Here is a 25,704-nt window from a genome sequence, read left to right as displayed (position 1 = left end):
CCCACGCCCCCGTACCACCAGTACGAGGACGTGGGGGCGGCACCACGATGCACCCGTCTGAACGCGAATTCCCCCGGCCCGAGCCACACCACTAGCTCCTCGGCCCGGCCTCGCCTGGCGCGGCGGTGACGAGGATCAGATCTCGCCTCCTACTCTGTGCGGGTGGCTACCCAGGTGATCCGCACAGGCCGTGCCGAGGTGTCCTTCGACGACCTGCGCACCGAGTTCAGCCTGCCGTCCGCCTTCCCGGCGGACGTCCTGGCCGAAGCGGAGGAAGCGGTCTCCCGTCCACCGGGAGACCGCGAGGACCTCACGTCGATCCCCCTCGTGACGATCGACCCACCCGGCGCCAAGGACCTCGACCAGGCCCTCTGCGTGACCCGCGAGGGCGACGGCTTCACGGTCCACTACGCCATCGCCGACCTGGGTCTCTTCGTCAGCCCGGGCGGAGCGTTGGACACCGAGGTCCGCCGCCGCGGCCAGACCCTCTACCTCCCGGACGGCAACGTCCCGCTGCACCCGACGGTCCTCTCCGAAGGCGCGGCCTCGCTCCTCCCGGACGTGACCCGCCCGGCGGTCCTCTGGACCTTCACCTGCGACGCCCAGGGCCTCCCGGTCGACGTCCAGGTCCGCAGGGCCCTGGTCCGCTCCCGGGCCCAGTTCGACTACGCCTCGGTCCAGGCCTCGTTCGACGCGGGCACCCCACACCCGTCCGTGGCGGCCCTGGCAGCTTTCGGCCCCCTGCGCCGCGCCTACGCCGTGGCGAGGGGCGCCATCGAACTCCAGCTCCCCGAACAGGAGATCGAGCACGACGGTTCGGGCTGGAAGCTGGTGGCCCGCCCCCGAGCCGACGTCGACTCCTGGAACGCCGAGATCTCCCTGATGACCGGCATGGCGGCAGCCGAGATCATGCTGTCCGCCGAGGTGGGCGTCCTGCGCACCCTCCCGAACCCGGACGCCGAGGCCGTGCAGGCCCTCCGCAGGTCCGCCGCCGCCCTCCACGTGAAGTGGCCGGCGGACCAGTCCCCGGGCGCCTTCCTGGCGGGCCTCGACCCCGCCACCCCCGAGGCCCTGGCCCTGTTCACCGACGCCACCCGCCTGCTCCGAGGCGCGGGCTACGCGACCTTCAACGGCGAGATCCCCGACCTGACCACCCACGCGGGTCTAGCGGCCCCGTACACCCACGTCACGGCCCCGCTCCGCCGCCTGGTCGACCGCTTCGCCACCGAGGTCTGCCTGGCCGTGACCGCGGGCGAGCCCCTGCCGACCTGGCTGTCCGAAGCCCTCCCTGAACTCCCGTCGCTGATGGGCTCGTCCGACTCCCTCGCCTCGAAGGTGGACCGAGCCGCCACCGACCAGGTGGAGGCCTGGGTGCTGGCGGACAAGGTGGGGCAGGAGTTCGACGCGGCCGTCCTGCGGTCCGGCGACAACGAGGCCGAGGTCTTCGTGACCGAGCCTCCGGTGCTGGCCAAGTGCACGGGCAAGCACCTCCCGGAAGGCGAACGCATCACGGTCCGCCTGGCGGAGGCGGATCCGGCCAACCGCAGGGTGCGCTTCGAACGGGCCTGACCAGACCGCGGAGCGCGGGCATCGCGGTGCCCGCCGAGCCCCTTCGCCGGGCCGACGGCTCGTCCTGATCTCCGGCGCCACCGCGACCAGCCACCGCGAGGTGACCACCCCGTCCAACCCGAGGTCACAACCCCACGCCTCACCCGACGTGTGAAGATGCAGGGGTGACAGACATCAAGGACCTCACCGTCGGCGTCCTCGGCGGCACCGGCGCCCAGGGCAAGGGCCTGGCCATCCGCTGGGCCAAGGCGGGCCTCAAGGTGATCATCGGCTCCCGCAGCGCCGACCGCGCCGAACTCGCTGCCAAGGAGATCGTCGAGGCGGCCGGCGGTGACGTCCGGGGCGCCGACAACTCCAACTGCGCCGCAGACTCCGACATCGTCCTGATCGCGGTCCCCTGGGACGGCCACGGCGACCTGCTCACCAGCCTGCGCGACCAGCTGGCCGGCAAGATCGTCATCGACTGCGTCAACCCCCTCGGCTTCGACAAGCAGGGCCCGTTCGCCCTGCCGGTCGCCGAGGGCAGTGCCGCCCAGCAGGCCGAACTCCTCCTGCCCGAGTCCAGGGTCACGGCCGCGTTCCACCACGTGTCCGCCGTGCTGCTCGCCGACCTCTCGGTGTCCGAAGTGGACATGGACGTCCTGGTGCTGGGCGACGACCGCGAGGCCACCGACACGGTGCGCGCGCTGGCCGAGCTGGTGCCCGGCTTCCGCGGCGTTTACGGCGGCCGGCTGCGCAACGCGCACCAGGTCGAGGCGTTCACCGCGAACCTCATCGCGGTCAACCGCCGGTACAAGACGCACGCCGGCCTGAAGATCACGGGAGTCTGATGCTCCCCGCCGACGACCTCGGTGAGCCGGTCCCGCTGGACCAGCCACGCACAGTGGTCAGCCTGGTCCCCTCGATCACCGAGGCCGTCGCGCGCACGGTCCCCGCGGCGCTCGTCGGCGCCACGGACTACTGCACCCACCCGGAGAACCTGGACGTCCGGAGAGTCGGCGGCTCGAAGTACCCCGACGTGGACAAGGTGATCGACCTCCAGCCGGACCTGGTCATCGCGAACTCCGAGGAGAACCGCCCGGAGGACGTGGAACGGTTGCGCGCCAACGGCATCAACGTCTGGGTGACCGAAGCCCCGAAGACGGTCCCGATGGCCCTGGACTCCCTGAAACGTCTGTTCGCCCTCGCCTGGGACATCACGCCGGACTGGCTCACCGAAGCCGAAACCCTCTGGCGGGACACGAAACCGCGCAAGCTCACCGCGCTGATCCCCGTCTGGCGACGGCCGTGGGTGGTCGTCGGCAGGGACACGTTCGCCACCGACGTGCTGCGCCGGCTGGGCATCGAGAACGTCTACGCCACGCACGAAGAGCGCTACCCGCGCCCCACTCTCGAACAACTCAACGACAAGAGACCAGACCTGGTCGTCCTCCCCGACGAGCCGTACGTGTTCACCCACGAAGACGGCCCGGAGAGCTTCCCGGGCCTGCCGTACGCGCTCGTCAACGGCAGGCACCTCACCTGGTACGGGCCTTCACTCGTGGAGGCGAGAGCGAGCCTGGAAAAGGCGCTCGACTACGGCCAGGGTTGACAACCGCAGGGGGATTCGCCGGACCCGGACCGCTGCCAGGATTCGGCCCCATGGGGAAACCAGCCGCGATCATCGCGACAGCCGCCGCCACGATCATCACCCTCACCGCCGTCCCGGCCGGCGCCGAGCCGGTCGTCGTCTACCAGCTGGCGGGCACCGACCGGTGCCTCGCCGACACCGGCGGCGACGTGGTCCTCAGGCTCTGCAACGAGATCTCGAACGAGCAGCGCTGGATCGTCCCGATCAGCGGCGGCGTCGACTGGCCGCACAACACGGCCACCGACAAGTGCCTCACCGCCACCACCGCGGGTGACGTCCGGGGCCAAGCCTGCACGGCGAGCGGGAACCAGCGCTGGCGCCGCGTCACCACCGGCGCGAGCTTCCAGCTCCGCAACGTCGGTACCGGCAAGTGCCTCACCGCCCAGGTCGCGGTGGCGGCCTGCACGACCGCCACCGCCAGGTGGAACGGACTGCGCTAGGGGCGGAACCGGTCCGTCGCCTCCAGCAACGCCGCCAGGATGCCGGGCTCGTCGTAGGCGTGCCCGGCGTCGGGCACCAGCACCAGCGACGACTCCGGCCACGCCCGGTGCAGGTCCCAGGCCGACACCGCGGGCGTGGCCATGTCGTAGCGGCCCTGCACGATCACGCCGGGGATGTCCTTCAACCGCCCGGCGTCCCTGATCAACTGCCCCTCCTCGAGCCACCCGCCGTGCACGAAGTAGTGGTTCTCGATCCGCGCGAACGCCAGCGCGTAAGAAGGTTCCGCGAACGCGGCCACCAGCGCAGGCCGCGGCAGCAAGGTCACCGTCGCGCCTTCCCAGGTGCTCCAGGCGACCGCAGCCGGACCGTGCACGTCGGGATCGGGATCGGCGAGCAGCTGCGCGTACAGCGCGACGGGATCCCCGGACAACCCGGCCAGCGGCGCCATGAACCGCTCCCACAGGTCGGGGAAGAGCTGGGCCGCCCCGCCGCGGTAGTACCAGTCCACTTCGGACGAACGCAGCGTGAAGATCCCGCGCAGCACCAACTCCGACACCCGCGAGGGATGCGTCTCGGCGTAGGCCAGCGCCAGGGTGGAACCCCAGGAACCGCCGAACACCTGCCACCGCTCGACACCCAGCGACGAGCGCAGCAGTTCCATGTCGGCAACGAGGTGCCAGGTCGTGTTCAGCGAAAGATCGCCCGTCACGGACGCGTGCGGCAACGAACGCCCGCACCCGCGCTGGTCGAACAGGATGATCCGGTAGGCGGACGGGTCGAACAGCCGTCGATGGGACGGCGAGCAACCACCACCGGGCCCGCCGTGCAGGAAGACCACGGGCTTGCCGTCCGGGTTGCCGCACTCCTCCCAGTACACGAGGTTGCCGTCGCCGGTGTCGAGGTGGCCTGACGCGTGAGGCTCGATCTCCGGGTACATGGGCCTATGGTCGACCACATGGCGCAGTTCTCGCAGGAGACCTCCACCACGGGGGCGTTCGTCCGGCAACCCAACCGCTTCACCGCGCGCCCGGAGCCGGAACCGGGCCGTTACCGGCTGGTCGTCAGCCTCGCCTGCCCGTGGGCGCACCGCGCGGTCATCGTCCGCAAGCTGCTGAACCTCGAAGACGACATCTCACTGGCGGTCGTCGACCCGATCCGCGACGAGAAGGGCTGGCGGTTCGCGGAAACCGACCCGGTCCTGCACATCGACTACCTCAAGCAGGCCTACGACAACGCCGACCCGGACTACCAGGGCCGCGTCACCGTCCCCGCGCTGGTCGACACGACCACGAAGAAGGTCGTCACCAACGACTACCCGCAGCTCACCCTGGACTTCAGCCTCAGGTGGCGCCCGGAGAGCACCCTCTACCCGGAACACCTGCGCGAAGAGATCGACGGCTGGATCGAGCCGATCTTCCACAACGTCAACAACGGCGTCTACAAGGCGGGTTTCGCCACGTCGCAGGAGGCCTACGAGGAGGCGTACGCGAGCCTCTTCCAGGAGCTGGACCGCATCGAAGCCCACCTCGCGACCCGGACCCACCTGGTGAACGACCAGCTCACCGAGGCGGACATCCGCCTGTGGACCACGCTGGTCAGGTTCGACGCGGTCTACCACGGCCACTTCAAGACCAACCGCAACAAGCTCACCGAGATGCCGAACCTGTGGCGGTACGCGAAACGCCTCTACGCGCAGTTCGGTGACACGGTGAACTGGGACCACATCAAGCGCCACTACTACGTGACGCACCACGAGATCAATCCGACGGGCATCGTGCCCGCGGGCCCAGACCCGGAGGTCTGGACCCGCTAGCCGGCCGAACGAACGATCAGTGGAAGGTGTGCTCGGGGCCGGGGAACTGCTGCCCGCGCACCTCGTTCGCGAACTCGGAAGCCGCTTGCAGCATGGTGTTGCCGATGTCCGCGTAGCGCTTCACGAACCGGGGCGCCTTGCCGCGGTTGAGGCCCATCATGTCCTGCCACACCAGCACCTGGGCGTCGGTGTCCGGACCGGCGCCGATGCCCACGGTCGGGATGACGAGGTCGTGCGTGATCTGCTTCGCGACCTCGGCGGTCACCATCTCCAGCACGACCGCGAACGCCCCGGCCTCCTGGACGGCGATCGCGTCCTGCACCACGACGTCGTGGTTGTCGTGCCGGCCCTGCACGCGGTAGCCGCCGAGCTGGTGCTCCGACTGCGGGGTGAAGCCGATGTGCGCCATGACCGGGATGCCCGCGGCCGTGATCGCGCGGATGTGCGGCGCGAAGTAGGCGCCACCCTCCAGCTTGACCGCGTGCGCCTGGCCTTCCTTCATGAACCGGACCGCCGTCGCGACGGCCTGCTCGACCGACACCTGGTAGGAGCCGAACGGCAGGTCAGCGACCACGAGAGAACGCTTCACCGAACGCGTCACGGCCCGTACGAGCGGGATGAGCTCGTCCACCGTCACGGGCAGGGAGGTGTCGTTGCCGAACACGGTGTTCGAGGCGGAGTCACCGACCAGCAGGACGGGGATGCCGGCCTCGTCGAAGATCGAGGCGCTGAAGGTGTCGTACGAGGTGAGCATGGGCCACGCCTCGCCGCGTTCCTTCATCTCCCGCAGGTGGTGGACGCGAACGCGCTTGGCCGGGGGCTTCTGGCCCGCTCCGGACCCGTACGGCGCGGAAACTTCGGCAGTGGTCATCGTCGACCGTTCCTTTCCTCGAGGCCCGCACCAGCGGGTCCCCGGGCGCTTTGGTGCACGGTTGCCGAACACCAGAGTGGCACCGTTGGCCAGAAACGGAACAGGGATGCGGCTACCGTCACACGCGTGGCAGCGCGAATCACTGAACTGGTGCTCGACTGCACCGATCCCGAACGCCTGGCGGGGTTCTGGGCCGAGGTGCTGGGCTACGAGGTGCTCGACCGCGACGACGTGTCGGTCGAGATCGGACAGCTCGACGGCCGCACGACCCTGCTCTTCCTGCGCAACCCCGACCGCAAGCTGCAGAAGCTCCGCCTGCACATCGACGTCAAGGCCACCGACCGCACCCAGGACGAGGAACTCGAACGACTCCTCGCGCTCGGCGCCACCAGGGTCGACATCGGCCAGGGCGAGCAGGTGAGCTGGTACACGCTCGCCGACCCGGAGGGCAACGAGTTCTGCCTGCTCAGCGGTCGGGCAGACCCCTGAGCACCTCCCGGACGGCCATGACCACGGCGTCCGGCCGGTCCATCTGGATCATGTGACGGCTGCCGGGCACCGGCACGTTGCGTCCCCACGGCACGAGGGCCGCCAACGACCGGTGTTCCGGCCACACCTTGCGTCCGGCCGTGAGCACCAACCACGGCACACGGGGCAACGGCCGCCGCGCGCGCAACCGTTCGAGCGTCGCCACCTGGCCGGGGTACGACGCCAGCTCCCACAGCGCCGCCCGCCCGACGCCAGGCCGCCGGTAGACGAGTTCGACCAGGTCAGCGGGCGCGGGATCGGTCATCCCGAGCGTCGAGACCGCCGTCAGCCAGTTGCGGAACGAGTGCCCGTACCGCTGGGTGACCCGCGCGCCGAGCCAGCGGCTGCCGAGCGCCCGCACGCCCTGCGCGACCACCGCCGACACGTCGAACGGGGCTCCCGCGCCCGGCGTCTCCGCGTCCGGGTCGAGCAGGACCACCCCGTCGACCCGGTGCGGCCGCAGCCGGGCGTAGGCCTCGACGTGCATCGACGCCATCGAGTGTCCGACCAGGACCGCGCGCGGCACCCCGCGCAGCACGGCGTCGAGCACCGCCACCTCGCGCGCCAGCGACGGCCCGCGCCGCGCAGGACCGCTCAGGCCGAGTCCCGGCCGGTCGAACACGATCACCCGAGCGTGTGGCGCGAGCAGCCGCACCGTCCGGTCCCAGTCGAACCACGCCCCGCCCAGACCCGAGCTGAGCACCACGACCGGACCGTCGACACGCCCGGAGGTCGCGACATGCACCCGCCCGGCAGAAGACGGAATCATGGCGGTCATCGGCAGACCTCGGGAGTTGAAGTGGCACCGGCGTGGAAGTGGAAGACCGCGGGAGCGATCGCGACGATCGTGCAGCTGGCCGGGGTGTTGTCGCTGCTCAGAGTGTTCCTGCCGGAGGACAGCTGGTTCACCGACGTCGCGGACGGCATCGGGTACTTCTTCGGGCTGCCGATCGACGGCAACCTGTTCATCGCGATGGTGTTCTTCGTGCTGGGCGCCGCCCTGCGCAGGCACAAGCGAGCGGCGCTGTGGACGCTGCTGCTGTTCCAGGTCATGGGCCTGGTGCTGGTCGGCTTCATCATGGTCATCTTGGCCCTGGCACCTGAAGAAGTCCTGGACGAGGGCGAGAAGCCGCACTGGGTGTTTCTCGGCATCGGGGTCGGGACCTCGCTCGTGATGGTGACGCTGCTGTTCGTCGTGCGCGAGGCGTTCCCCGCCAGGCTGGCCCGCGGTGCGTGGCGGCAAGCGCTTGCGTCGTTCGTGCTGGGCATGATCGCGCTGGTCCTGCTCGGCTGGGGCCTCACCGAGGTCTTCCCCGGCAAGCTGGTCGCGCAGACCGACAAGCTCGCGTGGGCGGCGAACCAGGCCACGGGTGAGGTCGTCCGGCTGGGACGGCTGGACATCCCCGAGGGCCCGCAGTGGCTGAGCGTCGTGCTGGGCCTGCTCGGCGCGCTCGTCGCGATCCGCGCGATGTACCTGTTCTTCCGGGGCGTCCGCAGCCAGAGCATGATCACCGGCGACCAGGAGCTCGACGTGCGCCGCCTGCTCGCGGCCGACGGCGAGCCCGACTCGCTCGGCTACTTCGCGACCCGGCGCGACAAGAGCGTGGTGTTCGCGGCTTCCGGGCGGGCCGCGCTGACGTACCGGGTGATCGGCGGTGTCACGCTGGCCTCGGCCGACCCGATCGGCGACGAGGAGCACTGGCCCGAGGCCGTGCTGGCGTGGCTCGCCGAGGCCCGCACCTACGGCTGGATGCCGGGTGTGCTCGGCGCGTCCGAACGTGGTGCGCAGGTCTACTCCGACGCCGGGCTCAAGGCGTTGGAGATCGGGGACGAGGCGATCCTGGACGTCCGCCGGTTCGTGCTGGCCGGTCCGGAACGCAAGGGGCTGCGCCAGGCGGTGTCGCGCGTCGAACGGGCCGGGTACACCACGCGCGTCCGCCGCCACAGCGAGATCGCGCCGGACGAGATGGCGTCCATCCTGGACCTGGCGGAGGCCTGGCGCGGTGCGGAGACCGAGCGCGGGTTCTCGATGGCGCTGGGACGCCTGGGAGATCCGAGCGACGGCCGTTGCGTGATGGTCGAGGCCTATGACGCGTCCGGTGCGCTGCGCGGGCTCCTGTCGTTCGTGCCGTGGGGCCGTCGTGGCGTGTCGCTGGACCTGATGCGCCGGGACCGCGCCGCGGAGAACGGCCTCAACGAGTACATGGTCGCCCAGCTCGCCGCAGCCGCCGGACACCTTGGCGTGCAAAGGATCTCGTTGAACTTCGCGATGTTCCGCGCGGTGTTCGAGGAGGGCGAGAAGATCGGCGCCGGGCCGGTGCTGCGGGCGTGGCGGCGGGTGTTGTCGCTGGCGTCGCGGTTCTTCCAGCTGGAGTCGCTCTACCGGTCGAACGCCAAGTACCTGCCGGAGTGGGAGCCGAGGTTCCTCTGCTACCAGCGTTCGCGGTCGTTGCCGCGGGTCAGCATCGCGGCCGGCGTGGCCGAGGGGTTCGTGCCGTCGCTGCGGTCGCTGCGCAAGCGGGCGTTGCAGAAGACGGACGTGAGCGACGAGTTCGCGGCGCGCGTGGCCGAGATCGACGCGCTGCGCGTCGAACCGAAGGCGGTGCGGCGGCCGGAGCAGGTGCGGGTGCGGATCGCGAAGGTCGAACGGCTGGTCGCGGCCGGCGTCGACCCGTACCCGGTGGGCTTCGAGCGCTCGGACCTCCTCGCGGGAGCGCGGGAACGGTTCGGCGAGCAGGTCTCGGTCACCGGGCGCGTGGTGGCGTTGCGGGAGATGGGCAAGCTCTGCTTCGCGCGGGTGCGGGACTTCAGCGGTGAGATCCAGCTGATGCTGTCGGTGGACTCGTTGGGTGATGGGCTGGCGTCTTGGAAGTCGGACGTCGACCTCGGCGACCACGTGGGCGTGACGGGCACTGTGATCAAGTCCGACCACGGCGAGATCTCCGTGCGGGTGGAGTCGTGGTCGATGACCGCGAAGTGCCTGCACCCGTTGCCGGACAAGCGCAAGGGCTTCACCGACCCGGAGGCCCGCGTCCGCCAGCGCTACCTCGACCTGGTGGTGAACGCCGACTCCGCGCACCTGCTGAAGCTGCGCAGCGACGTCATCCGCAGCGTGCGCGAGTTCCTGCACTCGCAGGAGTACCTCGAAGTCGAGACGCCGATGCTGCAGGCCGTGCACGGTGGCGCGAACGCACGGCCGTTCGTCACCCACATCAACGCCTACGACATGCGGATGTACCTGCGGATCGCGCCGGAGCTGTACCTGAAACGGCTGTGCGTCGCGGGCGTGGACCGGGTGTTCGAGCTGAACCGCAACTTCCGCAACGAAGGTGCGGACGCCACGCACAACCCCGAGTTCACGATGCTGGAGGCCTACCAGTCCTATGCGGACTACCGGGTCATGCTCGACCTGGTGCGCACGTTGATCCAGCACGCCGCGCGGGAGGCGTTCGGCGAGGAGGTCGCACACCGGCCCGAGGGCACGTTCGACATCTCGGGGGAGTGGCCGGTGATCCCCGTCTACACGGCGGTCTCCTCGGCCTTGGAGACCGAGGTGACTCCGGACACCTCGGTGCCGGAGCTGCGTGCGTTGCTTTCGGCGCGGGGTGTGGAGATCAACGAGGACTGGGACCACGGGCAGCTCGTGCAGGAGGCCTACGACTCGTTCGTCGAGGCGTCCACCGTCGGGCCGACGTTCTACATCGACTTCCCGACGTCGGTGTCACCGCTGACCCGGCAGCACCGGGTCGACGCCAGGCTCGCCGAACGCTGGGACCTGGTGGCGTTCGGCGCGGAGATCGGCACCGCCTACTCGGAGCTGACCGACCCGCTGGAGCAGCGGCGACGGCTGGAGGCGCAGTCGCTCAAGGCCGCGTCCGGCGACGTCGAGGCGATGGAACTGGACGAGGACTTCCTGCGCGCGCTGGAGCACGGCATGCCGCCGACGGGCGGGCTCGGCATGGGCGTCGACCGGTTGCTGATGATGCTGACCGGCACGTCGATCCGGCAGACCGTGCTCTTCCCCTTCGTCCGTCCTCAGTGATCAGTGCTGGAGGTACGCGAGGACGGCCTGGACCCTGCGGTCGCCCGAGCCGTCCTCGGTGTTGAGGCCGAGCTTCAGGAACACGTTGCCGATGTGCTTGTGCACGGCTCCGGCGCTGAGGACGAGCTGCTCGCCGATGGCGGCGTTCGACAGTCCCTGCGCCATCAGTCCGAGGACCTCGCGTTCGCGCGGAGACAACACACTCAGCGCGTCGTCCGCCTTTCGCCGCACCAGCAGCTGCGACACGACCTCGGGGTCGAGCGCCGTGCCGCCGTTCGCGACGCGGTGGAGTGAGTCGAGGAAGTCGGCGACCTTGCCGACCCGTTCCTTGAGCAGGTACCCGACCCCACCGCTCGTGCCGGCCAGCAGTTCGTGCGCGTAGCTCTGCTCGACCCAGGCACTCAGCACGAGCACGGCCAGCTTCGGGTGCCTGCGCCGTGCCTCGACTGCGGCTTTCAGGCCTTCGTCGGTGAACGTCGGCGGCATCCGCACGTCGACCACGGCGATGTCCGGCTCGTGCTCGGCGACTGCCTTCAGCAGGTCGTCCGGGTTGTCGGTGGCCGCCACCACGTCCAGACCTTCGTTGCGCAACAACAACGTCAGCCCCTCGCGAAGCAGCGCGTCGTCTTCGGCGATCACGATCCGCATCGCCTTACCTCCCCACCGGCAGCACGACGGTGAGCACCGTGGGCCCACCTTCAGGACTGGTGAGCTCCGCGTTGCCGTCCAACGCCGCCACCCTGCCGCGAATGCCGTCCAACCCCGTCCCCTGCTTCTCGTCCGCGCCACCCTTGCCGTCGTCGTGGACGATGACGGTGAGCTGCTCGTTGATGATGTTGAGGCTGACCCACGCCCGCTGCGCACCGCTGTGCTTGGCCACGTTGGTGAGGGCCTCCGCCACCGCGAAGTACGCCGCGGCCTCCACCGCCGCGGGCAACCGCCCCAGCGGCTCGGCCGTCAGCACGCACGGCACCGGGCACCGCGCCGCCAGCGCCTGGATCGCCCCGTCCAGACCCAGATCATCCAACACCGGCGGGTGAATGCTGCGCACGACGTTCCTGAGTTCCTCGAGTGCGTCGCCTGCCGCGTCCTGTGCTCGGAGGAGGGCCTGCGCGGCGTTGTCGGGGTTCTGCTTGAGGGTGCGTTCGGCGATGCCGAGCATCATGACCACGCCGACCAGCTTGTTCTGCGTGCCGTCGTGCAGGTTCCGCTCGATCCTGCGCAGTTCCGCGCCATGTGCTTGCAGCGCGGCCGCCCTGGTGGCGACCACCTCGGCGAGGCGCTTCTCCAGCGACGCCTTCGGGGCCGCCAGCACCTTGGCCGCGAGTCTCGCGTCGAAGTGCGCCAGCCGGGGGAGTTGCATGGTGATCAACACCAGCACGATCGCGATCGGCACGCTCAGGAACGCCATCGCCCAGGAGTCGACGCGCACGCCGAACGAGTTCTCGACGCCGCCCGGGACCGTCCACCACGTGAGCGCCACGACCGGCTGCTGGATCAGTGCGCCCGGGATGCCGATCGCGATCGAGCCGAGGAGCGTTCCGACGACGGCGTGCGTGATCAGCCAGAGTCCGTCTCGCCTGCTGTGCGGATCGGCGAGCACGCCCTGGGCGCGGTGCAGCCACGGTCCGTCGAGCGGAGGCGGCGACTGCACCTCAACGCCCGCGAACCGCGCGAGCCGTCGGCGGTCGAAGTCCACGATTCGACGGATGTACGGCGCGGTGATGGGCAGCAACGGCAGGACTACGACGGAGAGCAGCAGCACGCCGATGGCGAGCCACGACGCTATGGCCGTCAGCAGACCCGTCGCGAGGTAGACAAGTGCCGCCCAGATCCGTTTCATGTGGAGAAACGTATCCGGCCCTGCCCGGAGCGCGCGGTAGAGCAGACTCCACTCCTGTGTCCCTCAGCTTCGTGGCCCGGTACTTCGTGACCACGCACGGCCACCGCCTCGACGTTGCGCCGTTCGACCGGGAGCGGTGGCGGGCGGCGAACGTGAGCGAGTCCGTGATCGACCGGGCGGCGGAGCACCACGGACGGTGGGGCGGTCTGGTCCTGCCGCCCTCCCTCGCCTACGACGGCGGACCGCGGTGCTTCGCCGCGGATCTGCCGACCGGCGCGGACGGTGCCGACAGGTTCGACGCGGGTCACTCGCGCAGCGCCCTGCCCTACACCTTCGACATCGGACCGGACGGCGAGTTCGGCCTCGGCTGCGGCAGGTTCGTCGCGCTGCACGAGTCGGTGGAGGGCTGGATCGAGTCCCTCGCCTTCGCCCACTACGCCGCCATCGAGGCCCAGAAGATCACCAAGGTGCGCGAGGTGGACCTGGACGGCTTCGAGCCCGTCGAGGAGGTGCGCGGTGTCGCCGACACCTGGTGGCGCGCCGGTACGACGTTCGTCTCGATCCACGGCGGGCTGGCCGAGTACTACGACCAGCCCGAGGGGCGGTACGCCCGCGTTCACGAGGGCGTCGGCGGGCTGCTCAGCCCTCGCGCCAGCCGTTCGTGATCGGCAGGCGGCGGTCGCGGCCGAACGCCTTGTTCGAGATCTTCGTGCCCGGCGGGTACTGGCGGCGCTTGTACTCGGCCTTGTCGACCATCCGCAGGACCCGGTCGACGAGTTCGGGGGCGTGGCCCGCCTCGATCAGCGCGTCGTAGCCCTTGTCGTCGTGGACGTAGTCGTCCAGCAACGCGTCGAGCACCTCGTAGTCCGGCAGCGAGTCGGTGTCGACCTGGCCGGGGCGCAGTTCGGCCGACGGCGGCTTGGAGATCGAGTTCTCCGGGATGGGCGGGGTCTCGCCGCGCTTCTCCGCCTCGGCGTTGCGCCAGCGGGCGAGGTCCCAGACCAGGGTCTTCAGCACGTCCTTGATCGGGGCGTAGCCGCCGACCGCGTCGCCGTAGATGGTCGAGTAGCCGACAGCCAGCTCGGACTTGTTGCCCGTCGCCAGCACCAGGTGGCCGTCCTGGTTCGACAACGCCATCAGCAGCATGCCCCGGCAGCGGGCCTGGATGTTCTCCTCGGCCAGGCCGGACAGCTTCAGCTGCGAGACGTAGACGGAGACCATCTCGCCGATCGGCTCGGTGGTGAAGTGCAGGCCGGTGCGCGCGGCCATGTCGGAGGCGTCCGAGCGGGAGTGCTCCGACGAGTAGGAGGACGGCATCGAGACGCCATAGACCGCGTCGGCGCCGAGGGCGTCCACGGCCAGAGAGGCGACCACGGCCGAGTCGATGCCACCGGACAGGCCGAGCACCACGGAGCGGAAGCCGTTCTTGTGCACGTAGTCGCGCAGGCCCGTCACGAGGGCGTGCCACACCTCCGCCTCGTCGGACAGCGGTTCGAAGACGCGCGGCGCGGGCAAGGGCTCGTAAGGGGCGGCGGCGTCGGACAGGAACACGCGGCGCACGTAGAAGTCGCCGATCTGGCCCTGCTCGTAGTCGCGGTCACCGGGGACGTCGAAGTCGGCGAACATCAGGTGCTCGACGAACTGCGGCGCGCGGCCGACCAGGCGGCCCTCGGCCGAGACGACGAGGGAGTCGCCGTCGAAGACGAGCTCGTCCTGGCCGCCGACCAGGTTGCAGTAGGCGAGGGGCGCGTGGGCCTCGGCGGCGCGGCGGGCGACCAGCGGCAGGCGCAGGTCGTCCTTGTTGCGCTCGTACGGGGAGGCGTTCGGGGACACGACGACGTCGACGCCGGCGTCACCGAGCGCGGTGATCGGGCCGCCGTCCTGCCACAGGTCCTCGCAGATCACCATGCCGACCTCGACGCCGTTGACGCGCACCACGTCGAGCGACGAGCCGGGCTTGAAGTAGCGCCGCTCGTCGAACACGCCGTAGTTCGGCAGGTGGTGCTTGCACTGCCGGGCGACGACGCGCCCGCCGTGCAGCACGGCGGCGGCGTTGCGCGGGCCCACCGAGTCGTGTTCGAGGTAGCCGACGACCGCCGCCACGGAACCCAGGCCCGCGTCGTCCAGCGTGCGCGCCAGCTCCTCGAGCTTCTCGGCGGACGCGCGCGCGAACGACGTGCGGATCGCGAGGTCCTCGACCGGGTAGCCGGTCAGCACCATCTCGGGGAACACGACGAGGTGCGCGCCGCCCTCACGGGCCTTGCGCGTCCAGTCCACGACCAGCGAAGCGTTGCCCCGGAGATCGCCGACAGTGGCGTTGACCTGGGCGAGCGCGATCCGAAGCTGCGGCATGCCCTCATCATCTCCCATACCATCGGGCTGTGGTCCGTCTCTTGAGCGTGTTGCTCGTCATTCCGCTGCTCGCGTCCTGCACGACGATCATCGAAGGGACGTCCAAGCCCGGCGTGAGCTTCGAGAAGTCAGGCCCGGCCGGCGTCGTTCCCGCCGGCCTGGAGGAGTTCTACGGCCAGAAGCTGGGCTGGGAGAACTGCGCGCCTTACGCCACGACCGGCTCCACCAGGGACGCGTACGGCAGCAAGCGCGACGTCGAGTGCACACGCCTGAGGGTTCCCCTCGACTACAGCAAGCCAACCGGCGACACGATCACGATCGGCGTCCTCCGGTACAAGGCCACCGGGCAGAAGATCGGCTCGCTGCTCACCAACCCCGGCGGCCCCGGGGCGTCCGGCATGGCGTCGGCCGCGGGCATGATCAGCGAGTACCGCAAGACCGAGCTCGCGGAGAAGTTCGACCTCATCGGGTTCGACCCGAGGGGCATCGGCGCGAGCGAACCGGCGGTCCAGTGCCTCACCGGACCGGAGCGCGACGCGGAGCGTTTGGACCTCGACACGGACACGAGTCCGGCCGGAATCGCCCAAACGGAGCAAGAGAACAAGGCATATGCCGAGAAGTGTGCCGCCGGTACAAAATTCGGGGCATCAATGCTCGCCAACTTGGGCACGCGGGACGTAGTTAAGGACATGGATGTCCTCCGCTCTGCGCTCGGCGACGCGAAGCTGAGCTACGTCGGGTACTCGTACGGCACCCGCATAGGCACCGAATACGCCGAGACCTTCCCCCAGAACGTGCGCGCGCTCGTCCTCGACGGAGCCGTGGACCCGACCCAGGACCAGCTCGCGTCGCTGGTCGCCCAGGCAGCAGGCTTCCAGAAGGCCTTCGACGAGTTCGTCAAATGGTGCCGGGAGAAGAACGACTGCCCCCTCGGTGACGACGCGAACGCGAGCTTCCGGCAGCTCACCACCCCGTTGATCCAGAAGCCCGTGAACGTCGGCGACCGCAAGCTGTCGTACAACGACGCCATCACCGCCGCGATCCAGGCGATGTACTCCGAGCAGCTCTGGCCGATCCTGCTCAGCGGCCTGGTCGAACTCAAGAACGGCAAGGGCACGACGTTGCTGCGCCTCGCCGACGCGTACTTCGACCGCGACGACCAGGGCCAGTACTCGACCATCACCGACGCGTTCAACGCCGTGCACTGCGTCGACGACCCACGGCTGACGGACAAGAACGCGCTGTTGGAGACGCAGAAGAAGTACAAGGAGGCGGCGCCGTTCCTCGACGACGGCAACCCCGCCGGTGCCGCGCTCGACTCGTGCGCGTTCTGGCCCGCCCCGGTGACCGCGCGCACCGGCCCGCCCAAGGCCGACGGCATCCCGCCGCTGCTGATCATCTCCACCACGGGCGACCCGGCGACGCCGTACGAGGCCGGCGTGAACCTGGCCAAAGCGCTCAACTCGCGGCTGCTCACGTTCGAGGGCGTGCAGCACACGGTCTTCCTGCAGGGTGACCGGTGCGTGGACACCGCGGGCGTGAAGTACCTGATCGACCAGACGTTGCCCGCCGACGGAACCCGGTGCGCCTAATGACGAAGAGGCGATCCCGAGTCACCGCGGCCTTGTTCGCCTTGATCGTCGTGCTCACCACGTCCACGTCCTACGCCCACATCGACGGCACCCCCGTCGCCGGGCGCAAGGGCATCGAGCGCTTCTACGCGCAGGTGTTGTCGTGGGGTGCGTGCCAGCCCTACGCGACCGATGCGAAGAGCAAGGGCCTGTACGAGCGCGAGGGCATCCAATGCTCGCGGTTGCAGGTCCCGCTCGACTACGAGAAGCCGGACGCGGGCACGATCACGGTCGGACTGCTGCGCCGCCCCGCCACCGAGAAGGACCGGCGCGTCGGTTCTCTCGTGCTCAACCCCGGCGGTCCTGGCGGTTCCGGCATGGCGCACGTCGCGAACATGCAGCCGAACAACCCGGTCGGCAAGCGGTTCGACGTCGTGGGCTTCGACCCGCGCGGCGTGGGGGCGAGCCAGCCCCGCGTCCAGTGCCTGACCGACGCCGAACGGGACGCGCAACGGTTGCGGCCCAAGGGCGAGAGCGCGAACCAGACCGAACAGGAGAACAAGTTCTTCGTCGACCGCTGCGCCGAACGCAGTGGCATCGACCTGCTGCGCAACGTCGGCACGCGCGATGTCGTGCGTGACGTGGACGTGCTGCGCGCGGCGTTGGGGGAGAAGAAGCTGAGCTACCTCGGCTACTCCTACGGCACGCGCATCGGCACGTTGTACGCCGAGATGTTCCCCCGCAACGTGCGCGCGATGGTGCTCGACGGCGCGGTGGAGGCCAACGCCGACAAGGTGGCCGCGTCCGCCCGTCAGGCGCAGGGCTTCGAGGAGTCGTTCCAGCGCTTCGCGGGCTGGTGCGCCCAGCGCGACTGTCCCATCGGGAGGGACACGAGCACGGCGGAGTCCAAGTTCCGCCAGCTGATCGAGCCGCTCAAGAAGACCCCGATGCAGGTCGGCGACCGCAAGCTGTCCCACTCGGACGCGAACACCGCCATCATCCAGGCGATGTACACGGACCGGCTGTGGGAGACGGCGTACAAGGGCCTGCAGGAGCTGAAGCAGAACAAGGGCACCACCCTGCTCCAGCTCGCGGACCAGTACCTCGGCCGCGCCCAGGACGGCAGCTACAGCCGCATCCAGGACGCGTTCGTGGCCATCCGCTGCGTCGACGAACCGCCGATCAAGGACCGCGCCACCCTGGAGTCCAACCGTCGGAGGCTGCTGGAACTCCTCGGCAACGACACGGTCCCCACCGACGAGACGGCACTCGGCCCGTGCGCGTTCTGGCCCGCCCCGCACACGTCCGAACCGCACCCGCCGAACGTGCAGGGCCTGCCCCAGGTGCTGGTCGTCTCGACGACCGGTGACCCGGCGACGCCCTACCAGTCCGGCGTGGACCTCTCGCGGGCGCTGGGCGCGCGACTGCTGACGTACAACGGGAACCAGCACACGGCGTTCCTCGCGGGCATCAACTGCGTGGACACCGTGGGCACGAACTACCTGGCGGACCTGAGGCTGCCGGAAACGGACGCCGTCTGCTGACGCTTCCCGGGCAGGAGGACCGAACCCAGCGCTCCGACCGCGCAAATCACCGCCGTGATCAGGAAGATCTCGTGGTACTCGGTGAGCAGCGCGTCGGTGAGCCCGCGCTGGTACTCGGCCATCTGCCGTTCGAACTCGGCCTTCTCCACGCCGAACGGCAGCGGTGTGTTCAGGTCTGCCGTGAGCTCGCGGAAGCGGTGCAGTCCCCACGCGGACAAGGCCGCCACACCGACGAGCATGCCCGTCATGCGCGCGACGACGACGAACGCCGACGCCACGCCGTGACGCACTGACGGGACGACACGCAGCACAGCACCGCTCAACGGCGCGATGACCAGGCCCAGCCCGAAACCGGCGATGGCCAGGTCACGCGTGAGAACGAGCCCACTGACGTCAGCGGGCCACTGCGCGATGAACACGTACGACACCGACGCCATCGCCAGGCCGCCGAACGACACCCAGCGGTCACCCACCCGGGACGCGAGGAACCCGCCGAGCACGGCACCGATCGGCAACGCGATCAGGAACCGCGTCAGCAGCGTCGCCGACGAGGCCGAATCACGCCGCAACACCGTCTGCGCGAACAACTCGACGTCGACCAGCGTCACCATCAACGCCGCACCGGCCGCGAGCGACACCCCGAGCACGGCCCAGAACGGCCTCCACTGCACGCCTTCGGGATCGATGAGCCGCACGGACGCACGGCGTTCCCACAAGAAGAAGGCACCCAGCACGACGAACGCCGCCACCAGCGTCGGCCAGCCCCACGACGGCAGCACGGACTCGGCGGGCGTCGGGTTGTAGAGCGCTACGACCAGCAACGACAACGCGGCGGCCAGCAACACACCGCCGACGACGTCGATGCGCACTTCGCGCCGTGTGTTCGGCACGGTCCGTTGCACGATCACCATCGCGATGACCGCCAACGGGATGTTGATCCAGAAGATCCACCGCCAGCTCTGCGGCTCCCAGCCCTCGAACAACGGCATGGCGTTGAACAGCGACGCCACCCCGATGCCGTAGAGCGTGCCGAGCACCGACCCGAGTTCCTGAGCAGCACCGACGGTCCCCAGCGCGGACGAGCGCCGGTGCTCCTCCCACAGGTCCGCGACCAACGCCATCGTCACGGGCAGAAGCGCGCCACCGGCCAAGCCCTGCACCACGCGCCCGAGAACGAGCAACGGCACGTCAGCAGCCAACGCCGTGATGACCGAGCCCACCAGGAACCCGAGCAACGACACCTGGAGCACGAACCGCCGCCCCAGCCGGTCCGACAGCTGCCCGAGCAACGGCATGCCCGCCACGTAGCCGAGCAGGTAGCCGGTGACGATCGGCGTCGCCTGCTCCAGCTGGTTCACCGCGATGCCCAGGTCACGCACCATGTCCGTGAGGACCCCGACGACGACGTACGCGTCGAGGGCCCCCAGCAGCACAGCCGCGCCGGACGCGGCGAGAGCGACTCGTCTCATCTACGCAGGCGCCGTCACCGTGACGGGCTTGTCGAAGTCGGTGAGGCCGATGTCGACCTTCTGACCACCGGGGAGCTCGAACAACGCGCTCTTGAGCTTGTTGTCCTTGTCGATCGAGAACGTCGACTTCACGTCCGCGGAGATGCCCGGCACCAACCCGGCCGCCACGTCCTTCGGCACCGTCGCCTCGACCACCGACACGTCACCGGACGACTTGGTCTTGGCGTCCTTCGCCGACGACAGGACCTTCGCGACGCCCTTCTCGGGGTTCAGGATCGCCGACGGGTCGTACACCTGGCCGGCGAACGCCGCCGGCAGCTTCGTGAACCCGCCCGTCGGGCCCTTGAAGTGCAGGTTTCCGCCGGTCAGCACGTACTCGACGGACAGCAGGCTGCCCCCGAAGGTGACCTTGGCGGTGCCCTTGGAGTCACCGGCCGACGTGAGATCGCCGTCCGCCTCCTTCACCGGCACGTCCGGCAGCTCGCCGTCGACCTTGATCGTGAAGTGGACGCTCTTCACCGAGCTCATGGACTCGGCCGACTTGGAGAGCAAGGTCGCACCATCGGGGAGATCTCCCCCAGACGTGCAGCTCGTGAGCAGGGCGAGTGCGCAAACCAACAACCAACGGGCGGACATGCGTTGATCGTAGAGACTCAGTAGCCCTTAAGCTGCCGCATATGGACCGCCAGCAGGAGTTCGTGCTCCGCACGCTCGAGGAACGCGACATCCGGTTCGTCCGGCTCTGGTTCACGGACGTCCTGGGCTTCTTGAAGTCCGTGGCGGTCGCGCCGGCCGAGCTCGAGGGTGCCTTCAGCGAGGGCATCGGGTTCGACGGCTCCGCGATCGAGGGCTTCGCCCGCGTCTACGAGTCGGACATGGTCGCGAAGCCGGACCCCGGCACGTTCCAGGTGCTGCCGTGGCAGACGCCGGAGGGCACGAACTACTCCGCGCGCATGTTCTGCGACATCACCATGCCGGACGGCTCCCCGTCGTGGGCCGACCCGCGGCACGTGCTGCGCCGCACGCTGTCGAGGGCCAGCGAGGCGGGCTTCACCTGCTACGTCCACCCCGAGATCGAGTTCTTCCTGCTCAAGGGCCTGCCGGGCGACGGCAGCGAGCCCGAGCCGGCGGACAACGGCGGGTTCTTCGACCAGACCTCGCACGAGACGGCCACGCACTTCCGCCGCCACGCCATCGAGGCGCTGGAGGCCATGGGCATCTCCGTCGAGTTCAGCCACCACGAGGGCGCGCCCGGCCAGCAGGAGATCGACCTGCGTTACGCCGACGCGCTGACCATGGCGGACAACGTGATGACGTTCCGCTACCTGGTGAAGGAGGTCGCGATCACGCAGGGCGTGCGCGCCTCGTTCATGCCCAAGCCGTTCTCCGACCAGCCGGGCTCGGGGATGCACACGCACTTCTCGTTGTTCGAAGGCGACCGCAACGCCTTCTACGACGAAGAGGACCCGTACCAGCTCTCCGACGTCGGCAAGCAGTTCGTCGCGGGCATCCTCAAGCACGCGCGCGAGATCTCCGGCGTCACGAACCAGTGGGTCAACTCGTACAAGAGGCTCATCGTCGGCGGTGAAGCACCCACGGCCGTGTGCTGGGGTCACGCGAACCGTTCCGCATTGGTCCGTGTGCCGATGTACTCGCCGGGGAAGTCGTCGTCCCGCCGCGTCGAGGTGCGTTCGCTCGACTCCGCGTGCAACCCGTACCTCGCCTACTCGGTGATCCTGGCCGCCGGCCTGCGCGGCATCGAGAAGGGCTACGAGCTGCCGCCGCCCGCCGAGGACGACGTGTGGTCGCTGACGGACCGGGAACGCCGTGCCGCCGGGTACGCGAACCTGCCGCAGAACCTCGGAGAAGCGCTCACCGAGATGGAGAACTCGGAGCTGCTCCCCGAGGCGCTCGGCGAGCACGTCTACGACTTCTTCCTGCGCAACAAGAGGACGGAGTGGGACGCGTACCGTCGAAGCGTCACCCCGTACGAATTGCGCACACTTCTTCCCATGCTGTGAGGCAGCTACGTGCTCTCCGTGACTGAGGTTCCCGACTTCCAGCCGACGATCTGCGCGTGCACCGTCGCGACGGCGGCGGAACTGCCGGCGGTCAAGGTCCTGTCCAGCTCGTTCCTCGCGGAGCACCCCGAGGGCCGGTTCGTCGCGCTGGTCGTCGACGCGCAGCCGGAGCACTCGGGGCCGGGCCTGATGACGCCGCTCGACATCGGTGTCGACGAGCTCGAACTGCACGTGCTGGCGACGTCGCTCGACGCCGCCGGGCTGAAGGCCGCCTTGATGCCGCGGCTGCTCGAGGCGTTGCTGTCGCAGGGCATGCCCGTCCTGTACCTCGACCCGTGGGTGCAGGTGTTCGGGTCGCTGACGAAGCTCGTGGTGGAGGCGTTGCGCACCGCACCGGTCGTGCTGCTGCCGCGCACCTTGCGGCCGTTGGCGTCCGACGGGTTGCAGCCCGGTCCCGCCGAACTGCACGAACTCGGGGCGTTCGACCCCGGTTTCATCGCGGTCGGTCAGGGCGCCGAGCCCTACCTGACCTCTTTGGACATGCCCGCGATCGTGCCTCATCACGTCGTGCGGGACGCACGGGTCGGTTTGTCCGTGTGGAACGTCGCCGACCGGCCGTTGCACCGCACCGAGTCCGGCGCGCTGGCCGTCGTGGGCCAGGACCTGCTGACCGTGCACTTCCGCGGGTTCGACCCGCAACGGCCGTGGCTGCTGTCCGCCGACTTCGCGGAACGGCCGCGGGTGCTGCTGTCGGAACACCCCGAGGTCGCCGAGCTCTGCCAGGCCTACCGGGCCGAACTCGTGCGCAGCGGCTGGACCGTCGCGCCCGTGCCGTACCGGTTCGACGCGCTGATCGACGGGACGCAGATCCCGTCCGAGCTGCGCGCCGACTACCGGGCCTCCGCCGCACCGCCGCCGCCCGCGTTCGGCGAGGACGGTGGTGGTGGGTTCCTCATCTGGGCGTGCGAGCCGACCGAGACCGGTGGCACGCGGTGGGCCGACGCCGTGTGGCGTGCCGACGCCGCGTTGCAGCAGCAGTTCCCGGCGCCTTACGGGGCGGACGCGGACGCCTGGCGGGAGTGGTGCACGACCGTGGGCGTCGGGTCCGGCCGTCTGCCGGCGCCCGCCGTGCCGCAGCCGCGGTCGGAAGGCCCCGCGCTGCTCGACCAGCTCGGTGTGTCCGTCGTGGGGTCCGGGCCGCTGGCCGGGTTGATGCTCGCCGCCGCGCGTGCGTCCGGACTGCCCGTGTCGACCGAGGCCGGTTATCCCGTTGTGGTGCGGGCATCTACTTCTGACGAAGTGCCTTCCGGCCGTTTCGTCGTGGACGTCGCACTGGACGCCACGGCTGCGGACGACCGCACGGGCGTGAACGAACTTTGGCTCTCGTCAGACGTGTCGCGTGCCGCCGCCGAACGCATCGGCGGGCCCATCGTGCGTGTGGTGCCTGTACCCGTGCACGACCTTGGTGCGCGTGAGCACTCCGCTGGTGAGGTGGTGGTGTTCGCGGCGATAGCGGACCACTCTCTCGACCGGCCCGGCAACGTGCTGGGGGCCGTGTCGGCGTTCTTGACCGCGTTCCCCGATCGCACCGACGTCGAGCTGCGGATCGCCGTGTCGGGGGCGTTCGAGCACCCGGAGGCGGCCGAGCGACTACGTCTCGCCACTGCGTCTGACCAGCGGATCTCGTTGGTCGAGGACCTCGACGTGGCCGAGGTCGCCGACGCCGTCGTGTCGTTGCACCGCGGTGGGGCCGACGACCGGATCGCCTTGCGTCTGGCCGAACTGGCCGTGCGTGGCGTACCGGTGGTGGCGTCCGGTCATGGCGCCGTAGCCGAGCTGTTCGGCAAGACGGCTGTCCTCGTGCCGTGTCACCAGGGCGCCGAGCCGGACGTTCAGGCTGCCGCGAAGTTGTTGCGTTCGTTGGCAGATGACCTGCCCACGGCCGTTGCGCTGGGTGCGGCCGCACGGGAACACGTGCTGTCCGTGCGTTCCGTTGCGCGCGTTGCCGAGGTTCTTCGCGAACGCGTCGAGCACTCGTACCGCGGCTGGCGCGCGCGTCGGCCGAAGCCCAAGGCCGAGGTCGACCCGATGCTCGCGTTGCAGTCGGCCAAGCACGCGTTACTCCGGCAGCCGACCGTGGACGGTCCCAGCCGGACGCCGATGGCACCCGCGCTGCGCAAGGTCGTGCTGCGTGCGCTGGACCACTACGACAACCACATGCGCCAAGTGCTGCACACCCTGATCGACGGGGTCGAGCGCACGGTGGCCGAGCTGGTCAACCGGCAGGAAGCGCTGAAGGCCGGCGTCGGCGCCGGTGAACTGGAACTGCTGCGCGCCGAGGTCGAGCAGGTCGCGGAACGCCAGGCGCACTTCGGTGACCAGCTGGTCGGCATCGACGACGGGGTCGTGCGCGTGCGCGCGGACATGGCCGGTCAGGGCCGTCGCCAGCGGGACCTGGAGGACGCGGTCGTCGCCGAGGCGGCCAAGCGCGCGAAGTCGGACGAGGTCCTGGCCGAGCGGATCGACAAGCTGACCGTGGCGCTGGACCGGACACTGGACCGCATCGACGGGCTGGAGTCCAAGGTCGTCGAGGTGTTCCGCGAGCGCGACACCCGGCTCGACGCCGCTCTGCGCACCGCTCACCAGGCACAACAGACCGCGGACGCGTTGCGGCGCGTGGTGGTTCGTCAGCACGAGGCCGCCGGGGACGCGCCTGAGGTGCGTTCGTCGTTGGTGTTGTGCGACGCGGGCATGATGCGACTGCCCTCCGACGACGCGTTCATGCTCCCGCTGTTGTCGTCCAACGGCGTGTGGGAGCCGGACCTGGCCGAACTGCTCGACTCCGTGCTGGAGCCGGACGGGATCTTCCTCGACGTCGGTGCGTACGTCGGCTACCACTCGATTCGCGTGTTGTCGCGGCTCGGGCTGATGGGTGCCGTTGTCGCTGTGGAACCGGACGCGTCCGCGGCCGCGCTTTTGAAGCACAACGTCTCCGCGAACCTCCCTGCTGCTGTGGCCTCTCGTCTCACCGTGGTCGAGGGCGCGGCGTGGGAGAGCGCGGGCGAGCTCGCGGTCTCACCGACGTTGACCGGTGGTGTGTCCGTGTCGCCGTTGCCGGCCGACGCGGGCGATGACGTCGCACGCGTGAAGTCGCTGCGCCTGGACAAGACGCTCGAAGAAATCGCACTTGTGCAGGGCATGAAGCTTTCCGTCGTGCGGGTCGACACGCCTGGACGTGGGCATCGCGCGCTCGCGGGACTCGTCCGGTTGTTGCGTCGCGACAGGCCGCACGTGTTCCTCGAGTTCTCCGCGACCGCGACGGCGGATCTCGGTGACGATCCGGTGACGGTGCTCAAGGAGTTCGGCGTCTGGGGCTACGACCTGGTGCCGGTGGCCACCCGTCAGCCGGCTCCGCCGGACCAGATCGTGCGCGCGATGGAGGGACTTCGTTCCATCACGTTGTGGCTCCGTCCGCGTCCGGTCGGCGCCAAGCCGGCTGCTCCGACGCCCTCCGTGCCGATCAAGCAGCCCGCTGACCAGGCGATTTGACTTTGATCCACGCCGTGAGTAACTTTCTCCAAGTCGCAAGCGAGACCCCGGAACGAGCGGTTGACACCGCGGATCGGGCCGGGTAAAGTCTCACGGCGTCAAACCCCCAGAAGTAAATAAGCGGCCTAACGTGCTGTCCGGGATCTGAAAATGACCCCGATTTGACACCGGGAAAGCCACTCAGATAACTTCTGAACCAAGCAAAAAACTGAATGCGAAGCGAGTTTGCGCCGCACCGAAGAAGCCGAAACGGCCGATTTGACAAAGCGAAAACGAACTGGCTAAGCTTCAAACACAAGCCCCGAGAGAAAGCCTCCGGAAACGGAGACTGGAACCGGTGAGCGCGTGTTCTTTGAGAACTCAACAGCGTGCCGAAACACAGCCAGTAATATGAATACCCCTCGTCGGGGTATTCCTTTGAGAGTAATACCAGATTGCCAGACATATTCCGTCTGGAGCGA

General features: G+C 69.4%; 20 protein-coding genes. 12 read left to right on the top strand and 8 right to left on the bottom strand.

Going from position 1 to position 25,704, the window contains the following annotated elements; all coding sequences use genetic code 11:
- Positions 1–174: 174 nt before the first annotated feature.
- The 4 genes from QSK25_RS43870 to QSK25_RS43855 all read left to right on the top strand — a co-directional run bounded on the left by QSK25_RS43870 (position 175) and on the right by QSK25_RS43855 (position 3,639).
- A complete protein-coding gene (locus QSK25_RS43870; RefSeq protein WP_502881959.1) occupies positions 175–1,569 on the top strand; it encodes an RNB domain-containing ribonuclease in 1,395 nt (464 codons plus the stop codon).
- Between the two features lie 164 nt (positions 1,570–1,733).
- Positions 1,734–2,399: an NADPH-dependent F420 reductase gene (gene npdG, locus QSK25_RS43865; RefSeq protein WP_285647510.1), complete on the top strand. Its 666-nt coding sequence runs from the start codon at positions 1,734–1,736 to the stop codon at positions 2,397–2,399.
- The gene (locus QSK25_RS43860) at positions 2,399–3,160 is read left to right on the top strand and encodes a helical backbone metal receptor (protein WP_285647508.1); all 762 of its coding nucleotides are present in this window, start codon (positions 2,399–2,401) and stop codon (positions 3,158–3,160) included. Before npdG ends, QSK25_RS43860 begins: the two co-directional genes overlap by 1 nt.
- 50 nt (positions 3,161–3,210) lie before the next feature.
- A complete protein-coding gene (locus QSK25_RS43855) occupies positions 3,211–3,639 on the top strand; it encodes an RICIN domain-containing protein (RefSeq protein WP_285647506.1) in 429 nt (142 codons plus the stop codon).
- Here the strand turns inward: QSK25_RS43855 and pip are convergent.
- Entirely contained in the window at positions 3,636–4,577 is a 942-nt protein-coding gene (pip, locus tag QSK25_RS43850; RefSeq protein WP_285647504.1) for a prolyl aminopeptidase, read from the bottom strand. The genes QSK25_RS43855 and pip overlap by 4 nt on opposite strands.
- An 18-nt stretch (positions 4,578–4,595) precedes the next feature.
- Between pip and QSK25_RS43845 the strand changes: the two genes are divergently transcribed.
- Entirely contained in the window at positions 4,596–5,453 is an 858-nt protein-coding gene (locus QSK25_RS43845; protein ID WP_285647503.1) for a glutathione S-transferase family protein, read from the top strand.
- A 16-nt stretch (positions 5,454–5,469) separates the two neighbouring features.
- Here the strand turns inward: QSK25_RS43845 and panB are convergent, their stop codons facing one another.
- A complete protein-coding gene (gene panB, locus QSK25_RS43840; protein ID WP_285647501.1) occupies positions 5,470–6,324 on the bottom strand; it encodes a 3-methyl-2-oxobutanoate hydroxymethyltransferase in 855 nt (284 codons plus the stop codon).
- Between the two features lie 126 nt (positions 6,325–6,450).
- Between panB and QSK25_RS43835 the strand changes: the two genes are divergently transcribed.
- Complete coding sequence (locus QSK25_RS43835) at positions 6,451–6,813, top strand: VOC family protein (protein WP_285647499.1); 363 nt, start codon at positions 6,451–6,453, stop codon at positions 6,811–6,813.
- Here the strand turns inward: QSK25_RS43835 and QSK25_RS43830 are convergent.
- The gene (locus QSK25_RS43830; protein ID WP_285647498.1) at positions 6,791–7,630 is read right to left on the bottom strand and encodes an alpha/beta fold hydrolase; all 840 of its coding nucleotides are present in this window, start codon (positions 7,628–7,630) and stop codon (positions 6,791–6,793) included. The genes QSK25_RS43835 and QSK25_RS43830 overlap by 23 nt on opposite strands.
- Here QSK25_RS43830 and lysX point away from each other — a divergent pair.
- The gene (gene lysX / locus QSK25_RS43825; protein WP_285647496.1) at positions 7,592–10,894 is read left to right on the top strand and encodes a bifunctional lysylphosphatidylglycerol synthetase/lysine--tRNA ligase LysX; all 3,303 of its coding nucleotides are present in this window, start codon (positions 7,592–7,594) and stop codon (positions 10,892–10,894) included. The genes QSK25_RS43830 and lysX overlap by 39 nt on opposite strands.
- On the opposite strand, the gene QSK25_RS43820 is transcribed toward lysX, so the two are convergent.
- Both QSK25_RS43820 and QSK25_RS43815 read right to left on the bottom strand, forming a co-directional pair.
- The gene (locus QSK25_RS43820) at positions 10,895–11,542 is read right to left on the bottom strand and encodes a response regulator (protein ID WP_285647494.1); all 648 of its coding nucleotides are present in this window, start codon (positions 11,540–11,542) and stop codon (positions 10,895–10,897) included. It lies immediately after the preceding gene.
- 4 nt (positions 11,543–11,546) lie between these two features.
- Complete coding sequence (locus tag QSK25_RS43815; protein WP_285647492.1) at positions 11,547–12,737, bottom strand: sensor histidine kinase; 1,191 nt, start codon at positions 12,735–12,737, stop codon at positions 11,547–11,549.
- 56 nt (positions 12,738–12,793) lie between these two features.
- Here QSK25_RS43815 and QSK25_RS43810 point away from each other — a divergent pair, with 56 nt between their 5' ends.
- Positions 12,794–13,402, top strand: coding sequence for a hypothetical protein (locus tag QSK25_RS43810; protein ID WP_285647490.1), 609 nt, complete (start codon positions 12,794–12,796; stop codon positions 13,400–13,402).
- Here the strand turns inward: QSK25_RS43810 and QSK25_RS43805 are convergent.
- A complete protein-coding gene (locus QSK25_RS43805) occupies positions 13,377–15,089 on the bottom strand; it encodes an NAD+ synthase (protein ID WP_285647488.1) in 1,713 nt (570 codons plus the stop codon). The genes QSK25_RS43810 and QSK25_RS43805 overlap by 26 nt on opposite strands.
- Before the next feature lie 29 nt (positions 15,090–15,118).
- Between QSK25_RS43805 and QSK25_RS43800 the strand changes: the two genes are divergently transcribed.
- The gene (locus tag QSK25_RS43800) at positions 15,119–16,681 is read left to right on the top strand and encodes an alpha/beta hydrolase (protein WP_285647487.1); all 1,563 of its coding nucleotides are present in this window, start codon (positions 15,119–15,121) and stop codon (positions 16,679–16,681) included.
- A complete protein-coding gene (locus QSK25_RS43795; RefSeq protein ID WP_285647485.1) occupies positions 16,681–18,204 on the top strand; it encodes an alpha/beta hydrolase in 1,524 nt (507 codons plus the stop codon). Before QSK25_RS43800 ends, QSK25_RS43795 begins: the two co-directional genes overlap by 1 nt.
- Here the strand turns inward: QSK25_RS43795 and QSK25_RS43790 are convergent.
- On the bottom strand, positions 18,159–19,673 hold the full coding sequence (locus QSK25_RS43790) for an MFS transporter (RefSeq protein ID WP_285647483.1): 1,515 nt from the start codon (positions 19,671–19,673) through the stop codon (positions 18,159–18,161). The genes QSK25_RS43795 and QSK25_RS43790 overlap by 46 nt on opposite strands.
- Positions 19,674–20,225 carry an LppX_LprAFG lipoprotein gene (locus tag QSK25_RS43785; protein WP_285647482.1) on the bottom strand — a complete coding sequence of 184 codons (552 nt, stop codon included), beginning with the start codon at positions 20,223–20,225 and terminating at the stop codon, positions 19,674–19,676.
- Positions 20,226–20,350: 125 nt separating this feature from the next.
- On the opposite strand from QSK25_RS43785, the gene glnA reads away from it, so the two are divergent.
- Both glnA and QSK25_RS43775 read left to right on the top strand, forming a co-directional pair.
- Complete coding sequence (glnA, locus tag QSK25_RS43780) at positions 20,351–21,694, top strand: type I glutamate--ammonia ligase (protein ID WP_285647480.1); 1,344 nt, start codon at positions 20,351–20,353, stop codon at positions 21,692–21,694.
- A gap of 18 nt (positions 21,695–21,712) precedes the next feature.
- A complete protein-coding gene (locus tag QSK25_RS43775; protein WP_285647479.1) occupies positions 21,713–25,243 on the top strand; it encodes an FkbM family methyltransferase in 3,531 nt (1,176 codons plus the stop codon).
- Positions 25,244–25,704: the final 461 nt, after the last annotated feature.

It is taken from the genome of Lentzea sp. NBRC 102530, from assembly GCF_030269365.1.
Classification (GTDB): Bacteria; Actinomycetota; Actinomycetes; order Mycobacteriales; family Pseudonocardiaceae; genus Lentzea.
Note: the sequence above shows the minus strand (reverse complement) of the source record. Positions and strands in the feature narration are given on the sequence as shown.

Excerpts from the sequence above, each read along its gene's own strand:
- QSK25_RS43860 (WP_285647508.1), top strand. The coding sequence starts at position 2,399 with ATGCTCCCCGCCGACGACCTCGGTGAGCCGGTCCCGCTGGACCAGCCA.
- QSK25_RS43855 (WP_285647506.1), top strand. The coding sequence starts at position 3,211 with ATGGGGAAACCAGCCGCGATCATCGCGACAGCCGCCGCCACGATCATC.
- pip (WP_285647504.1), bottom strand. The coding sequence starts at position 4,577 with ATGTACCCGGAGATCGAGCCTCACGCGTCAGGCCACCTCGACACCGGC.
- QSK25_RS43845 (WP_285647503.1), top strand. The coding sequence starts at position 4,596 with ATGGCGCAGTTCTCGCAGGAGACCTCCACCACGGGGGCGTTCGTCCGG.
- panB (WP_285647501.1), bottom strand. The coding sequence starts at position 6,324 with ATGACCACTGCCGAAGTTTCCGCGCCGTACGGGTCCGGAGCGGGCCAG.
- lysX (WP_285647496.1), top strand. The coding sequence starts at position 7,592 with ATGCACCCGCCCGGCAGAAGACGGAATCATGGCGGTCATCGGCAGACC.
- QSK25_RS43830 (WP_285647498.1), bottom strand. The coding sequence starts at position 7,630 with ATGACCGCCATGATTCCGTCTTCTGCCGGGCGGGTGCATGTCGCGACC.
- QSK25_RS43820 (WP_285647494.1), bottom strand. The coding sequence starts at position 11,542 with ATGCGGATCGTGATCGCCGAAGACGACGCGCTGCTTCGCGAGGGGCTG.
- QSK25_RS43815 (WP_285647492.1), bottom strand. The coding sequence starts at position 12,737 with ATGAAACGGATCTGGGCGGCACTTGTCTACCTCGCGACGGGTCTGCTG.
- QSK25_RS43805 (WP_285647488.1), bottom strand. The coding sequence starts at position 15,089 with ATGCCGCAGCTTCGGATCGCGCTCGCCCAGGTCAACGCCACTGTCGGC.
- QSK25_RS43795 (WP_285647485.1), top strand. The coding sequence starts at position 16,681 with ATGACGAAGAGGCGATCCCGAGTCACCGCGGCCTTGTTCGCCTTGATC.
- QSK25_RS43790 (WP_285647483.1), bottom strand. The coding sequence starts at position 19,673 with ATGAGACGAGTCGCTCTCGCCGCGTCCGGCGCGGCTGTGCTGCTGGGG.
- glnA (WP_285647480.1), top strand. The coding sequence starts at position 20,351 with ATGGACCGCCAGCAGGAGTTCGTGCTCCGCACGCTCGAGGAACGCGAC.